Here is a 15,323-nt window from a genome sequence, read left to right as displayed (position 1 = left end):
GACTTATGGCACCGGCACCAATTGCTTAAGCTGTTCGATCACTTGATTACTCGTGATGCCTTTGGCTTGTGCTTGGTAGCTCAAAATAATACGATGGCGCAATACGTTGTTGGCCACAGCTTGTACATCGTCAGGGCTAACAAATTCTCGCCCACTGAGCCATGCATGTGCGCGTGCACAGCGCTCTAATGCAATCGTCGCTCTGGGACTAACACCCATGTCAATATACGAAGCGAGCTCCTCTGAATATGATTGGGTGCGACGAGTGGCCACAATCAATTGGACAATATATGTCTCTATGGCTTCAGAAAGGTGCACATCTAGCACAGATTTACGTGCCGCTTTAATGTCTAATTGAGAGAGTTTTTCTACGTCTTTTGCCAATTGCCCTGTAATTTCGCTGATTGACTCACCTCTGGTGAGCCGCAATATTTTGAGTTCAGTATCAGCATCAGGGTAGTCAATATCCACATGCATTAAAAAGCGGTCTAGTTGGGCTTCAGGCAGTGGATATGTCCCTTCTTGTTCCAGTGGGTTTTGTGTCGCCATTACTAGGAATAACTCGGGAAGCGGGTAAGTTGTACCACCTACTGTAATTTGACGTTCGGCCATGGCCTCAAGCAAAGCCGCTTGCACTTTTGCTGGTGCACGGTTGATTTCGTCAGCCAGAATCAAATTATGAAATAAAGGGCCTTTTTGGAATACAAATTCGCCTGTTTCAGGTCTATAAATATCTGTACCAGTTAAATCCGCAGGTAACAAATCGGGCGTAAATTGCACTCGGTGAAAATTGGCATCTATGCCATCGGACAGGCTATTGATAGCCCGTGTTTTAGCTAAGCCCGGCGGTCCTTCGACCAACAAATGACCGTCGGCTAACAAGGCAATCATGATGCTCTTAGTCAAATGTTGTTGTCCAATGACTTGGCTATCCAAGTGTTTCAAAAGTGTTTGTATTTGATTTACTGCCATTTTTTTCCCAATTGCTCTATTAGACGGTTTATCTTTGTATAAACAATAACCAAAGGTAAATAGCGAATAGGCTTTGCCGAATTTTTATTTATTTCAGTGCCTATGTGACTGGTTTTTTTATAATAGGTTCGATTATCTATACATCAACTACTATGCTTGTATTTTTCACGAATCATTTGCGTTTTTATTTGTGATTTGTTTAAATATACCTAGTGGTCAGACCAGATATTGCATTTATGTGACGTTCTTGCATTAATTGCTTTACCCGTTGAAGGAAAAAAGATGTCGAATAAACAAGAGCTCAAAACAAGAACAGGTGATCGCATCGCGATTGTCGATGGTTTACGCACGCCCTTTGCGAAAATGGCGACGTATTTTCATGGTGTACCTGCCGTGGATCTAGGAAAAATGGTAGTAAATGAACTACTCATTCGCAATGATATTTCTCCCCAACTCGTTGATCAGCTAGTTTACGGGCAAGTGGTTCAAATGCCTGAAGCGCCGAATATTGCGCGTGAAATCGTTTTGGGTACGGGGATGAATGTGCATACCGACGCATATTCCGTGTCTCGTGCATGTGCGACAAGTTTTCAATCAACTGTTAGCATCGCTGAATCAATGCTTGTTGGCAACATTGAGGTGGGCGTGGCTGGCGGCGCAGATTCTACTTCTGTCTCACCTATTGGTGTGTCAAAAAACTTAGCGCGAGCGCTTGTCGATTTACAAAAAACAAAGACACTCGGGCAGAGGCTTAACATATTCAAGCGCCTTGGCTTAAAAGATTTATTACCTGTTCCTCCTGCCGTTGCTGAGTATTCTACGGGTTTATCAATGGGGCAGACTGCTGAGCAAATGGCCAAAACACATGGCATCACCAGAGAAGAACAAGATGCGCTTGCACATCGTTCGCATTCATTAGCAGCAGAAAACTGGAACGCGGGTAACTTAGACAAAGAAGTCATGACCGCGTACGCAGAGCCCTACAAAGGCGCACTTGGCAAAGATAATAACGTACGATTTGACTCTGCATTGGAGGGCTACGCTAAACTTCGTCCAGTGTTTGATAAAAAGCACGGTTCTGTGACCGCCGCAAATTCAACGCCCTTAACAGATGGTGCCTCTGCTGTCATATTGATGACCGAGAGTAAGGCAAAGGCATTGGGCTATCAGCCTCTGGGGTATATAAAAAGTTATGCTTTTGCTGCGATTGATGTTTGGGAAGATATGTTAATGGGACCCAGTTATGCCACACCCATTGCTTTGGAAAGGGCAGGAATGAGCTTACAGGATTTAACCTTGATCGAGATGCACGAAGCCTTTGCGGCACAAACCTTGTCTAACGTTAAAATGTTTGCCAGCGAAACCTTTGCTCGAGAGAAATTAGGGCGTGACAGCGCAATTGGTGAAATTGATATGGATAAATTTAATGTCATGGGGAGCTCTATTGCATATGGACATCCATTTGCCGCTACGGGGACCCGAATGATCCCTCAAATGTTAAATGAATTGCATCGAAGAGGCGGGGGCACTGGCTTGCTTACTGCTTGTGCAGCTGGTGGTTTGGGTGCTGCAATGATAGTGGAGACTGAATAATGAGTGCATTTAATTTAACTACCAGAGAAGACGGTATTGCAATACTGACTATCGATGTGCCAGATGAGTCAATGAATACGCTTAAAGCCGATTTCGCTGACGATATTAGCCGTATCCTTGACGAGATAGAGAGTAACGCGGCATTGACAGGGGTAGTGGTGCTAAGCGGTAAACAAGGTTCTTTTATCGCAGGTGCAGACATAAGCATGTTGGCAAATTGTGAATCAGAGGCAGATGCCGAAGCATTAGCGACCCAAGGGCAAAAAATCTTTGACAGAATTGAAGCGATGGACAAAACCTTTGTTGCGGCGATTGACGGGCCAGCTTTAGGAGGAGGTTTGGAGTTAGCCTTGGCTTGCGACTACAGGGTTTGCACCGACAATGACAAGACGCAGTTGGGTTTACCAGAGGTTCAGCTAGGTCTGTTACCCGGCAGCGGGGGGACGCAGCGATTGCCCAAGCTAGTTGGGATTCAACGCGCTATTAAAATGATGCTAACCGGCAGCGCGGTGCGCGCTAAGCAAGCAAAAAAGTACGGAATAGTAGATGACCTTGTCCCAGAAACTATTTTACTCGAGGCGGCCCTCAAATTAGCAAAGAAAAAGCCAAAGGACTCAACAATCAAAAAATCCTTCGCGGATACAGTGCTAGAGAACACGGCTTTTGGTCGAAAAATACTGTTCAAGAAAGCGAGAGAGCAAACTTTAGCAAAAACCAAAGGTAATTATCCTGCCCCAATGTACATACTTGATTGCGTTGAAGCGGGAATAGAAGACAAAAGAAAAGGCTATTCAACTGAAGCGAGGTTGTTTGGTAAGTTGGTAATGACTAAAGAGTCAGAACAACTTCGAAACATCTTCTTTGCTACCACCGAAATGAAAAAAGAAACAGGTGTTGAGGGTGTCGCCCCTGAAACAATTGAGAAAGTCGGCGTGCTGGGTGGCGGTTTAATGGGTGGGGGGATTGCATTTGTATCAGCATCAAAGGCAAAGGTGCCTGTCCGCGTTAAAGATATCAGCGAAAACGGAATTGCTAGTGCTATGAAATATAGTTACGACATATTGCAAAAACGCCTTAAAAAACGCATCCTGAAGCGCTCTCAAATGCAACAGCAGCTCGCAAAAATCACTGGTTGTTTGGATTATAGCGGCTATAAGTCTGCTGATTTGGTCATTGAAGCCGTTTTTGAAGATCTGAAACTAAAGCAAAAAATGGTTGCAGATGTTGAGCAATACTGCAAAGAAAATACAATTTTTGCATCAAATACCTCTTCTATTCCCATTGCAGAGATAGCTGCTGAAGCCAAAAGACCAGAAAATGTGATTGGTTTACACTACTTTTCTCCGGTAGATAAAATGCCCTTGGCAGAAGTGATACCGCATAAGGGAACAAGCGAAGCTGTTATTTCTACCACTGTTGAATTTGCCAAGCGCCAGGGAAAAACGCCGATTGTAGTGGGCGATGGAGCCGGCTTTTATGTCAATCGTATCCTAGCGCCCTATATGAGCGAAGCGGGTTTTATCGCTATGGAAGGGCAGCCCATAGACTCTATCGATAAGGCGTTGGTATCTTTTGGTTTTCCTGTCGGCGCGTTCAAATTATTGGACGAGGTAGGTATCGACGTCGGTACTAAAATTATTCCAATTTTAAAAGCCCAATTTGGTGAGCGTTTTAGTGCGCCAAGTGCATTTGATAAGTTGTTAGAAAATGACAGAAAAGGAAAGAAAAATAAGGCTGGATTCTACACTTATAAAGGCAAAAAAGCAGGTAAAGAGCTAGATAACTCAATATATGACATATTGGGCATATCACCGGTTGCAAAATATACAGATGCTACCATCACTGAGCGCTGTGTACTTCTGATGTTAAACGAAGCGGCACGCTGTCTAGACGAGGGTGTTATTAGAAGTGCTAGAGACGGTGATATCGGTGCTATCTTTGGTATAGGCTTTCCGCCGTTCTTGGGTGGCCCGTTTAAGTACATGGATGCGCTAGGCATAGAAAATGTTTTAGAAAGGCTGAATTATTATGCTGAAGTATACGATGAAAAGTACAAACCAGCGGATATTCTTGTCCAAATGCAAAACAATAAGCAAACGTTTTATTAATCGCGCTTATTCGTCTCAATAATTGTTAAAAAAAGCTGGTATTCCAGCTTTTTTCTTTTAAATGCTTGTTTTGTGAGCTTTTCGCTTAAAATTTGTGTATACTCCCGCGCGAAAATAGGGAGTATCTATGTTAGCGTTTTTAGTCGTTATTAGTTTTTGTATTTCAGCAAGCTACTATTATGTAGAGTCAGTTATTTATGGCATGAATAAACACAGATGGTTACTTGGTGGCATACTTTTGGGACCTTTGTTGCTGCCTATGTTCGCCATTTCAAAGCACATGAATATGCGCAAGGCAATGGGTTTTAACTCCCTTTTCTTTTGTGCTTGAGGGCGGGTGAAGTATTATCCTTCTCTGTTGAAGCGTATGAGTAAAGGCGTATTTGGTTTTCCGCACCTTGACAAATTTTGGTCAATAAGCCGAACACGTCCTCTGCCGTGGTGTTTTCAATCGCCGATTGCAATTTCGAGGTATAGCCTAGTGGATCGCTTTGGTCAAAGTGAAGCCATATGTACCTAGCATAAGCTGACGCGGTATTTGGCTTTTCGCTCACTTGCATGCTGACTTGATGCTTGACGTGAGAGAGGCTTTCAAGCAGTTCTGAATAATTTTCAATAATTGCTTGAATCACTTCCTTCACATTCATGTATATCGTTTCAGGTGCGGTATCGGGTGCCTGGGTGTAGAACACCAACCCAGCTTGCTGATTGATTGGCTTGTACCCCACACCAACCGCATAGCCCAGTTGTCGAACATTACGCATTTCGACAAAAAAAATCGGACTCAGTAAGCACTCCATAATTAAAGCAAGTGCGACTTCACGTTCATCATTGTTCTTGTTGTTATCGAGTCGTACTTGGTGATAAATGACAAGTGCGTTGTCAGAAGCACTATTTGATGTATCGTGAATATCGAGTGACACGTTAATTATGTTGGCAGTGATATCTGGCTTTTTCCACATTTCATCAATCACCATCCGGTCGCAAATAAATTTTTGTAAATCCTCCGCTGATTTTTGCAGCCAATTGCCAACTAACAAACTTTCTATATGCGTTTTCGTAAAATACTTTTGCTGATGTTGGTCTGCCGATTCGAACTTTAGACTTTCTATGCCATCAAGCAAAACGAGTGGCTCAAGTACATTCGGGTGTACACGATTAGTCAATATAGAAATAAGTCGGTTGACGGGTTTTTGTAGCAAGCTTTTACTTAATTTCCGTTTGATTTTTTCTCGACTACGCTCAAATTCATCCTGTGTAAATTTGTAAGCAATGGCTTTATTTAGTAAATCAAGAATAAGTAAAGTTTGCTTTTCTGTGAATCCACTCGTGTGTATACATATGCCGTGCTGGTGACCATAAATACGATAGTACAAGCCTGCTGCTTCTGAGCTTGAGAATAGTTTTGTAAAGTAGCTCTGTATTGATTCAAGCCATATTTTTTTGACGAGTACGTTAAAAGCACAGCCAAACATGCTTTGGCAGCTAATTGAGATATAAATATCACCAAGTGGTTTTTGTGCGTTTAGAAAGTGCATATATTTGAAGATCACACCGGCTTTTTGCCACGTGATCACTGCTTTTTTGTCTGTCGTTGCTGGATACACACGGAGGCTATTCGGCATGTATTTGTTTTGGCTCGGAAGTTGAAAAAAGCAGTGATTTGGCTGAACAGTTTTCGGAGGTTCGGCAATGGTATAGTTCACCTGATAAAACGCTGTACTCGACTCATACTGACAGCTATCGGTAAACACATACATTGTAGGCCTTAATTGCTGCAATATGCCCACGACTTCTTTTAGTCTGATGGCAACTGTTGGATCACTGAGATGGAGACTTTCAGTTATAGCTACATCGTCGTGTGCTAGATTCATTTTTTCTGCCATATCAATAGCAGAATCCAGTGCACTTTGCTGTATGCCAAAATGTTGAGCTAGCAACACTTGTTTGTGTTTTTCTCTGAATCGCCAAGGTTCTATTTGAGTCGCTTGTAAAAAAGAAAAGTATGCCAGTACAAGCCCTTTGATTTGAGCCAAAAGCGAAGGCGTGAGCTTTGTGCGCCCTACGGCAATTTTTATTTGAATTTCTTCTACCTCATTGTCTTCTAGGCCCCCAGAAACAAGAAGTTGTTCGATATCGCATATTTGCGCAATCGCTGCTTTTAGTCCGCCTGAATGTTTGCTTTCCGTGAGGTGTTGCAGCATGGTCAAAGCTAGATTGTCGAGTTCGTCGTCGCCTGTTTTTTTTAGGATATAGCTTAATATCAGCGCTTGTGTTGGCAGTACCGGTTCGACATAAATCAGATGTCCCTGCTTTTTTAAATCGATGATTGGAGGAAGTGAAGGCAGCCCAAGGGCTTCTCCTGGAGGTATTGTATTTGTCAGCAAGCTCTCAATGACGGGAAATAGTCGCTCGTAATTGTCGGATGGCATGCTAAGCCCTACCGTTATGTTGTTTGCATTAAAGTGTCGAGAGTGAAAGGCGCTAAGTTGTCTTATCAAATCTGTTGTCTTTACTTCAGCAAATGTAGCTGCCGTACCGACTGTAAATCGACTAAAGGGGTGTTCAGGATTAGTTTGTGTTTGCTGAACAGAAAGTATGCGCCGGCGCTCATCGCGTTTTTTCATCGAAAACTCTGCATCAATGGCAGTAATTTCTCGCTCTAGTTCCTCGCTTGAAAAAGACGGCAGAATCATTTTGTTGAGCAATATTGATAGGCTTTCAATGAAAAACTCACTTTTACACTGTAAGTGAAAGTTGCACGTTACAGAGTGAGTCCAAGCGTTGACTTGTCCACCGTATCTTTCGACTGTTTTTTGGAGATAGCCGATTTCTGGATAGTCTTTATTTGGAGAAAAAATCAAGTGTTCCAATAAATGGGTAAATCCAAAGCACTGATTCGTTTCGTAATAACGTCCAGCACGCACACTAAAAGAAATTGCGCAAACATCATTAAGATCTTGCTTTTCAACCGCAAGTCGAAGACTATTTGGAAATTTATTAGTGTAAATTGCTGTCTGATTATTATAAGTCAACGAATATCATTCTCTGAATTGGTTATTGGTTAGACTAAAGTAGTGACGAATCCTGTGTTTTAGGCGCAGGTTTGCTACATAGACATTAAAATCCCACTTTATAAATAGCGTCTGTTAATAGCAATACTTTAGAAGACAAGAAATGAACTTAATAATAATGCGCCATGGAGAAGCCGAGCCATATGAAACTAATGATCGCAATCGGCATCTCACGCGATTCGGTAAAACACAATCAGAGTATGCGGGACGTAGATTGGCTGAGTACCTGCAAAATGACTTGATTAAGCCGGAAATTGATCATTTGATTGTTAGCCCTTATCTTCGAACACAGCAAACATATGAAGCAGTGTCAAAAAAAATAATGGTTAAGTCCAAGATTGATACTGATCTTATTACCCCCGAAGCGAATATTGAACATGCTGCAGATTACATTCACGCAATGGCTACAGGGAGTTCAGCACCAAAAAATTTGATGTTAATCAGTCACATGCCTTTTGTAAGCTTGCTTGCGGATAAAATTTGTTTCGGATTTAATGCAAAAATATTTACACCTGCCGATATACTGATCGTTGACTATAATGTTAAAGGCCAACAAGGAAAGCAGTTAGCTTTGATCCAAAGCATCAATTAGGAGCGGTTGAATATAATGCCAAGAGTCTCATTACCAGTGACACTTCAATTAGCCTTAAAGCAGCATGTCGCTGCCGCTGATATCGATGACGATGACGAATTGCGCGCCATCATGGTGAAGCTTGGGGATCTGAATGAAAAAATAGAGGCTGTTAAACAAAAAGCCCGTCACAATCGCGCCTGTAAACGTTAATTCCTATCTTGCACCAAACGCCAGCTAGATAAACAGCCTCAAGCTTTTATCCCGAGTTTAGTTTTTTAATCACATGATTCTTCTATTGGGCTGACATAGAATGCAGGTTGAATACGCACGGTTTTAATCATGTTGCCGCTAATATCAACGATTTCTATTGGGTAGCCTGCTAGTCTCAGGCTAATGTTGTTTTCGGGAATATCTTCAAGGTACTCGAGGACTAAACCATTGAGTGTTTTGGGGCCGTCAGTGGGGAAAGACCAAGACATTTCTTTATTTAGTTCTCGAATATTAGCACTGCCATCAACCAAGTAGCTGCCATCTTGCTGCTCAATCGCCTCTTTACTATAGTCTGGAAGCATGTTGGTGGTAAAGTCACCAATGATCTCTTCTAGGATATCCTCTAGTGTGACCAATCCTTGAATGTCGCCGTACTCATCCACTACCAGACCAATGCGCTCACGCTCTTGTTGAAACTTGAACATTAGCTTGTGAAGAGGCGTAGATTCTGGTGTGTAGTATATTTCTCTTACCGCTCTCAACATTGTCGCTTTAGTGAATTGATCTTTCGAAAGTAAACGCAACGCATCTCTAACGTGCACAAAACCTACTGCATCGTCGATGCTATCTCTATACAGCAGTACCCGCGTGTGCTGAGAATAGGTAAGTTGACGTTGGATAAGCTTCCAGTCGTCGTTGATGTCGATGGCAAAGATATCACTACGAGGCACCATAATATCCTCGGCCGTGACTTTTTCTAAGTCTAATATGCTTACCAGCATGTCTTGGTGTTTTTTGGGTATCATCGTGCCAGCTTCGTATACGACGGTACGCAACTCTTCACGACTAAGCGAATCACCGTTGCCACTTTGTGGATTCATTCTAAACAAGAATAAAATGCCATTGGTGATGCCGTTTACGCCTTTGACAAAAGGGGTCATGACAAACAACAAGGGGAGTAAAATCACAGAGCTAGGAAACGCGACCTTTTCTGGATGCAAAGCGGCGTAGGTTTTTGGCGTAACTTCGGCAAAGATAAGCACAATCAGGGTAAGGCCAAAGGTGGCGACGATAGGGCCATAAAAATCACCAAACAAACGCCAGCACAATATTGTTGCTACGGTTGTCGCCGCAATATTCACCAAATTATTGCCTATTAAAATGAGACCGATAAGTCGATCCGGCCGATTGAGCAGTGACTGTACTCGCTTAGCCCCTTTGTGTCCTTCATTTGCAAGGTGTTTTAAACGGTAGCGATTAATGCTCATCAAGCCTGTTTCAGAACTCGAAAAGTAGGCAGAAAACACGAGTAAGACGCCTAAAATAATATATAAAGTTGAGTTTGATAATTGATCCAAGAGGGGTTACCTATATGTGCCGGTTATGCTGTAAATCATTGTCGATCTGTCAGTGCTGCTGTTCGTTCTAGCCAATAATGAACTCTTGTACAATGCGGGATCCGAAATAAGCCAGTGCCAAAATACTTAAGCCAATAACATTAATCACCACTGCATGCCGTGCTTTTAGCCCTTGCCATCGATGGAATATGAGTGATACGGAAAAAATGAGTAATGCTACAGAACTTAAAATTGTTTTGTGAGCATAGCCCTCAGCAAACATATTTGGCAGAAAGATGAAACCAGAAACGAGGGACGTGCCTAACACTATTGTGCCGGCCAGCATGAGCTTATATAAGATGTCTTCAACAAGTAATAAAGGCGGCAGATCACTGTGTAACATAGTCTTGCGCTTATGCTTAAGTTGGTAGTTGATGTAACTCAGTTGTAGTGCATAAAGAGCCGATATACTGAGTAAGCCAAAGGCTATGATTGAAAGACTTATGTGTGCGATCATGCCCGCATTCATATTGGCATCTATGTTCGTTGTTGAAGGCAGTACTATATTTAGAAACACAAAGAGTGAAGACAGCAGGCAGACGATCGGCAGAAAAACCAGATTCTTTATATACTGGTTTAAGAAGAACATGGATATAGTTACCAAAAACGCGAGCGTAAGCGTAACAAAACTGAGACTCAGTTTTTCATTTCCCAAGTGATAGAGGCTCAAAACAAGTATTAATAAATGTGCCAGAATACCCAACATCATGCTTAGTTGAGGCACTTTTGCAGACACCGCTGCGGGTGCAGGGTTAAAAAATTGACGCAACAAAAGTGTACCGGCAAGTAAATACGCGGTAATGCTAATCAATGATGTAATAAAAACGGTTGACATTGATGCTCTTCAATTATTGGATAAATGCACAAGATAGTATGTCGAATAGTAATCTAATCGAAGGCACTTGCAAAGTTTCCGATTCACTGATTCTTTTAAACTTAGCGACAAAAAAGAGGAGGCACTTCCAAGTACAATCCCACCTTGCTTTATTGTATACTTGAATCCATTGAACTAGGACAAGCAATAAACAGAGTATATGTTTCAGAACTTAACTGACCGTTTAGGCCAAACACTCAAAAATATAAGTGGAAAAGGGCGACTTACCGAAGACAACATTAAAGACGCTTTACGCGAAGTCCGTATGGCATTGTTGGAAGCAGATGTTGCACTTGCTGTAGTAAAAGATTTTATTGCAAAGGTTAAGGAGAGGGCACTTGGTACCGAGGTGAGCAAAAGCCTCAAACCTGGGCAAATGTTCATTAAAATTGTGCAGTCTGAGCTGGAATCAGTGCTTGGTGCTGAAAGCGTTGGTTTAAATCTAGCCGCGTCTCCGCCAGCCGTTGTGATGATGGCTGGTTTACAAGGCGCCGGTAAAACGACCAGCGTTGGTAAGTTAGCGAAGTACTTGAGCGAGCGGGAAAAGAAAAAGGTACTTGTTGTGAGCGCAGATGTATATCGCCCAGCAGCAATAAAACAGCTTGAAACACTTGCCGCAGAAGTTAATGTCGAATTTTATCCCTCAACCATTATGCAAAAGCCGGTGGATATTGTGAATGCGGCTATCGACCATGCAAAGCTTCAATTTGTTGATGTGCTATTAGTCGATACGGCTGGTCGTCTTGCAGTCGACGAAAAAATGATGGACGAAATAAAGGCACTCCATGCTGCCGTTACCCCTGTAGAAACCTTGTTTGTGGTTGATGCAATGACCGGCCAAGATGCGGCAAACACCGCTAAGGCGTTCAACGAAGCACTGCCGTTAACGGGCGTTATTTTAACCAAAGCAGACGGTGATGCGCGCGGCGGTGCCGCTTTGTCAGTGAAACAGATCACAGGCAAGCCCATTAAGTTTTTGGGTATGGGAGAAAAAGTTGATGCGCTTGAGCCGTTTCATCCTCAAAGGATTGCTTCTCGCATTCTAGGGATGGGGGATGTGCTCAGTCTTATCGAAGAAGTTGAGCGCAAGGTAGACAGGTCGAAAGCAGAAAAACTTGCCAAAAAAGTACAAAAAGGTAAAGGATTCGATTTACAGGACTTTAAAGAACAACTCGAACAAATGCGCAACATGGGCGGCATGATGTCGCTGATGGACAAACTACCAGGGATGGGTGGCATGTCTGCAAAAATAAAAGAGCAGGCAAATGATAAACAATTTACGCAGATGGAAGCGATCATTAATTCCATGACGCCAGCTGAACGTCAGCGCCCCGATGTGATTAAAGGTTCTCGCAAACGACGTATTGCCGCTGGCTCTGGTACGCAAATTCAGGATGTTAACCGCTTACTCAAGCAATTTACGCAAATGCAAAAGATGATGAAAAAAATGGGTGGGGGGAACATGAAAAAAATGATGCGCGGAATGGGCGGCATGATGCCTCCAGGTGGCATGGGAGGCATGGGAGGATTTGGCGGTGGGTTTCCGCCAAAACGCTAACGGTGTTGATCAATTAAGATAGGATTGCCATCGGGATCTTTCAAAGCTATGTGAGCGGGTCCTGATGAGCTTTCGTCGACTATTGAATCGATTGCAATTCCCTTACTCATGAGGTGTTTTTGAATGTCTCTCACATCAGAAAATGGATTAACCTCTTTTGCTTGATTATTCCACCCAGGATTGAAAGTGAGCATATTTTTGTCAAACATACCTTCAAATAAGCCAATAGTGGTTGAGTCACCATTTCTCAAAATCAACCATTTTTGAGATATGTCGCCACCACTTACAACAAAGCCTAAGGTTTCATAAAACTGTTTTGACTTTTCAATATTTGCAACGTTTAAACTCAGTGAAAATGCGCCTAGTTCCATTGCGACCTCCTGTTAGGACTTGCATAAATCGAAGATCAAGCCTAGTCAATTAACGCTTGATATACCGCGTTTCTAAAATCGTCGTGATAGGGATGGAAACCCATAGGGAGAAACTGCGTCATACTGATCATGATCATATTCTCCTTAGGGTCGATGCGAAAGTAAGTTGAGGCAGCGCCACCCCATCCAAAGTTTCCAGTAGAACTCATAAAGTTTACTTGGTCTTCATCAACCGTAACCGACATGGCTAAACCATAACCTTCTCCTTTTGCGTCAGGTGCAAACGGGATCAAATCGTCAGGCAAGTGGTTTGAACGCAAGTATTGCACTGTCTTTCGGCCAAGAATGCGCGTGCCATTGAGCTCACCACCATTCAACAACATTTGGGTAAATTTGTAATAATCGCCAATAGTCGAGGTTAAGCCGCCGCCGCCATTGTGCACCGCGGGGTCAGTTGTAAAGGAGCCCAGCATACCATTTTCATTGACAACTGTTTGCCCCTTGTCCCCAGGGCTATATAGCTGCGCAAAACGCGTCAAGTTTTCTTGTTTTACATAAAAACCCGTGTCGTTCATATTTAAAGGGGTAAATATGACTTCTTGCATGTACTCGCCAAGTTTTTTGTTTGTTAAACGCTCAACCAACAAACCAATAATGTCCGTGTTTATTCCGTAATGCCATTTAGTGCCGGGTTGGTGGTTTAGCGGTAGGCTCGCCATTGTCTCTAGTGCTTGTGTTGAAGAGGTGTTAGTTAGTTTGGAGAATGCTTCTTGATATAGTTTGTCGACAGGGCTTTGTGTAAAGCCATAAGAAAAGCCAGCTGTATGCAAGAATAGTTGTTTTATCGTCACTAAAGACTCCGCATCTTCGACAACCATGTTTTCACCCTCACCACTCACATACACTTTTAAATTTTTTAATTCGGGTAAGTGTTTTTCTATGGGGTCATTCATATGAAATAGACCTTGTTCCCACAGCGTTAATGCGGCAACGGCCGTGATTGGTTTGGTCATCGAATAGATACGAAAAATGGTATCTTCGGTCATCGGCAATTCCGCTTCTCTATCGCGCATACCGTTTGCTGATAAATGCACTACTTCGCCATTTCTTGCTACTAGGCTTAAAGTGCCGACGAGCTTGTCTGCTTGAATATAACGCTGCATCACATCATCAATACGGGACAAGCGTTGTACTGAAAATCCTTGCGAAGTATTGGGGCTGCCGGCCGTTGGGCTGGCCGTAGGTGATGCGGCATTACATCCACCCACAAATACTACACTGCCGATGAGCAAGGGTTTTAATATGACTGCAAAGTGCTTGATACTAAATAATTTCATTGTAATCCTAATGTGATCCGTTGATCTTGTTGTGCAACTAGATCCTAGTGTAGGTTAAATATCTGATATAAACAAAGTCGAGTCTTTAGGGGCTGTACGCCAAAGGTCAACAGACCCTGGCTTGGGATGTTACTCAGCAACCGATTCACACGCTTTGATGTCAGTACGAGTATCAAGTTTTAGGATCCGTCCTTGATCATCCAAATTTAACGCCATCATGTCACCAATATGCGGTTGCACGCTCAGATTCGGTGTTGTTTGTATATCTTTTAACAGTAACTTGGTTATATGAATAAGCTCGTTGTCACAGCTAAGTAACTTGATACCATCCGTATCATCAATCACTTCGACTATCTTTTGATCATAAATAGTATTGAGTTCGAGTGTCATCATATGGCTATTAAATTCCTCGTCATACATTATTTTTTTGGCGTTAATATTAGTAGCTGTTTCCGATTTTAAACTGTGCAATTGCACGGCAATAAATTGTTCTTTAGGTTTTTGTGACGAATACTCAATAGATGGAGAAAGGGCTTTGCCTTGCAATATCTGAAAGCTAATGATACCCATTGCGATAGCAATCGACGCCACTATCGCCCCTTGCTTTATATAGTTACTCATCCACGTAACATTACTCCATATAAACTTACTCCATGCAAACTCACTCCATGTAAGATTGCTTTCTCTTTTTTTATCATTGAAGAGTTTCGTTTGGATGCTTGCAGGCGGTGTATGAGATAGCTTTCGCTCTTTGTACAGTTTTTCTATCGACAAGGGATTTTTCAGTTCGTTGTTACTGGTGTCGCTAGTGGCGTTTGTATTGATATTAGACTGCGCTGTTTTAGACATGATAGGCCTCCATCTGTGCTTGAAGCTTTTCTCTCGCGTAACGCAATCGCGTTTTACATGTTTCTTTGTTTGTTTGAGTAATTTCAGCTATATCTTCAATAGAAAACCCTTCTTGTTGAAGGCAAAATGCTTCTTTTTGATAAAAAGGTAAACTATTTAATGCGATATCAAATGCCTCTCTAAGAGAGGTACTATCTGCATCAATGTTTTGATTTTGCGCAAGTTGGTTTACTTCGCATTGATGCTGTTCTTCTGAGTATTCGATATCACTAATAAAAGACAGTTTCTTGTGTTTTTTGTACTCGTCAATACATGCGTTTCTGGCACTTGTGTACATATATCTGTCATTCCGCACCCACTTTCAAGATTTCAAACTGATTGGATGTGATCTTGCTTTTTTTAAACT

General features: G+C 42.4%; 13 protein-coding genes. 5 read left to right on the top strand and 8 right to left on the bottom strand.

Annotated elements, in window-relative coordinates; all coding sequences use genetic code 11:
- Positions 1–3: 3 nt before the first annotated feature.
- Positions 4–972, bottom strand: a complete 969-nt coding sequence (locus tag ACFOHL_RS17280; protein ID WP_376921494.1) for an AAA family ATPase — start codon at positions 970–972, stop codon at positions 4–6.
- Between the two features lie 282 nt (positions 973–1,254).
- On the opposite strand from ACFOHL_RS17280, the gene fadI reads away from it, so the two are divergent.
- A complete protein-coding gene (fadI, locus tag ACFOHL_RS17275; RefSeq protein ID WP_376921493.1) occupies positions 1,255–2,565 on the top strand; it encodes an acetyl-CoA C-acyltransferase FadI in 1,311 nt (436 codons plus the stop codon).
- Entirely contained in the window at positions 2,565–4,673 is a 2,109-nt protein-coding gene (gene fadJ / locus ACFOHL_RS17270) for a fatty acid oxidation complex subunit alpha FadJ (RefSeq protein WP_376921492.1), read from the top strand. Before fadI ends, fadJ begins: the two co-directional genes overlap by 1 nt.
- A gap of 305 nt (positions 4,674–4,978) precedes the next feature.
- On the opposite strand, the gene ACFOHL_RS17265 is transcribed toward fadJ, so the two are convergent.
- Complete coding sequence (locus ACFOHL_RS17265) at positions 4,979–7,708, bottom strand: insulinase family protein (protein ID WP_376921491.1); 2,730 nt, start codon at positions 7,706–7,708, stop codon at positions 4,979–4,981.
- A 142-nt stretch (positions 7,709–7,850) separates the two neighbouring features.
- Between ACFOHL_RS17265 and sixA the strand changes: the two genes are divergently transcribed.
- Both sixA and ACFOHL_RS17255 read left to right on the top strand, forming a co-directional pair.
- The gene (gene sixA / locus ACFOHL_RS17260; RefSeq protein ID WP_376921490.1) at positions 7,851–8,339 is read left to right on the top strand and encodes a phosphohistidine phosphatase SixA; all 489 of its coding nucleotides are present in this window, start codon (positions 7,851–7,853) and stop codon (positions 8,337–8,339) included.
- Positions 8,340–8,354: 15 nt separating this feature from the next.
- Positions 8,355–8,531 (top strand): hypothetical protein, encoded by a 177-nt coding sequence (locus tag ACFOHL_RS17255; RefSeq protein ID WP_376921489.1) that lies wholly within the window; start codon positions 8,355–8,357, stop codon positions 8,529–8,531.
- Positions 8,532–8,596: 65 nt separating this feature from the next.
- Here the strand turns inward: ACFOHL_RS17255 and ACFOHL_RS17250 are convergent, their stop codons facing one another.
- Entirely contained in the window at positions 8,597–9,889 is a 1,293-nt protein-coding gene (locus ACFOHL_RS17250; RefSeq protein WP_376921488.1) for an HlyC/CorC family transporter, read from the bottom strand.
- Between the two features lie 67 nt (positions 9,890–9,956).
- Positions 9,957–10,763, bottom strand: coding sequence for a cytochrome C assembly family protein (locus ACFOHL_RS17245; RefSeq protein ID WP_376921487.1), 807 nt, complete (start codon positions 10,761–10,763; stop codon positions 9,957–9,959).
- A gap of 199 nt (positions 10,764–10,962) precedes the next feature.
- Between ACFOHL_RS17245 and ffh the strand changes: the two genes are divergently transcribed.
- Entirely contained in the window at positions 10,963–12,360 is a 1,398-nt protein-coding gene (ffh, locus tag ACFOHL_RS17240) for a signal recognition particle protein (RefSeq protein ID WP_376921486.1), read from the top strand.
- On the opposite strand, the gene ACFOHL_RS17235 is transcribed toward ffh, so the two are convergent.
- The 4 genes from ACFOHL_RS17235 to ACFOHL_RS17220 all read right to left on the bottom strand — a co-directional run bounded on the left by ACFOHL_RS17235 (position 12,357) and on the right by ACFOHL_RS17220 (position 15,254).
- On the bottom strand, positions 12,357–12,731 hold the full coding sequence (locus tag ACFOHL_RS17235) for a VOC family protein (RefSeq protein WP_376921485.1): 375 nt from the start codon (positions 12,729–12,731) through the stop codon (positions 12,357–12,359). The genes ffh and ACFOHL_RS17235 overlap by 4 nt on opposite strands.
- A gap of 41 nt (positions 12,732–12,772) precedes the next feature.
- Positions 12,773–14,068 carry a serine hydrolase domain-containing protein gene (locus ACFOHL_RS17230; RefSeq protein WP_376921484.1) on the bottom strand — a complete coding sequence of 432 codons (1,296 nt, stop codon included), beginning with the start codon at positions 14,066–14,068 and terminating at the stop codon, positions 12,773–12,775.
- A gap of 129 nt (positions 14,069–14,197) precedes the next feature.
- Positions 14,198–14,917, bottom strand: coding sequence for a hypothetical protein (locus ACFOHL_RS17225; RefSeq protein ID WP_376921483.1), 720 nt, complete (start codon positions 14,915–14,917; stop codon positions 14,198–14,200).
- A complete protein-coding gene (locus tag ACFOHL_RS17220) occupies positions 14,910–15,254 on the bottom strand; it encodes a sigma-70 family RNA polymerase sigma factor (protein WP_376921482.1) in 345 nt (114 codons plus the stop codon). The genes ACFOHL_RS17225 and ACFOHL_RS17220 overlap by 8 nt, the downstream gene beginning before the upstream one ends.
- Positions 15,255–15,323 lie beyond the last annotated feature (69 nt).

Origin of the sequence: Agaribacter flavus (assembly GCF_042646125.1) — a bacterium.
Taxonomy (GTDB): Bacteria; Pseudomonadota; Gammaproteobacteria; order Enterobacterales; family Alteromonadaceae; genus Glaciecola; species Glaciecola flavus.
This window is presented reverse-complemented; position numbering and strand designations above follow the sequence as displayed.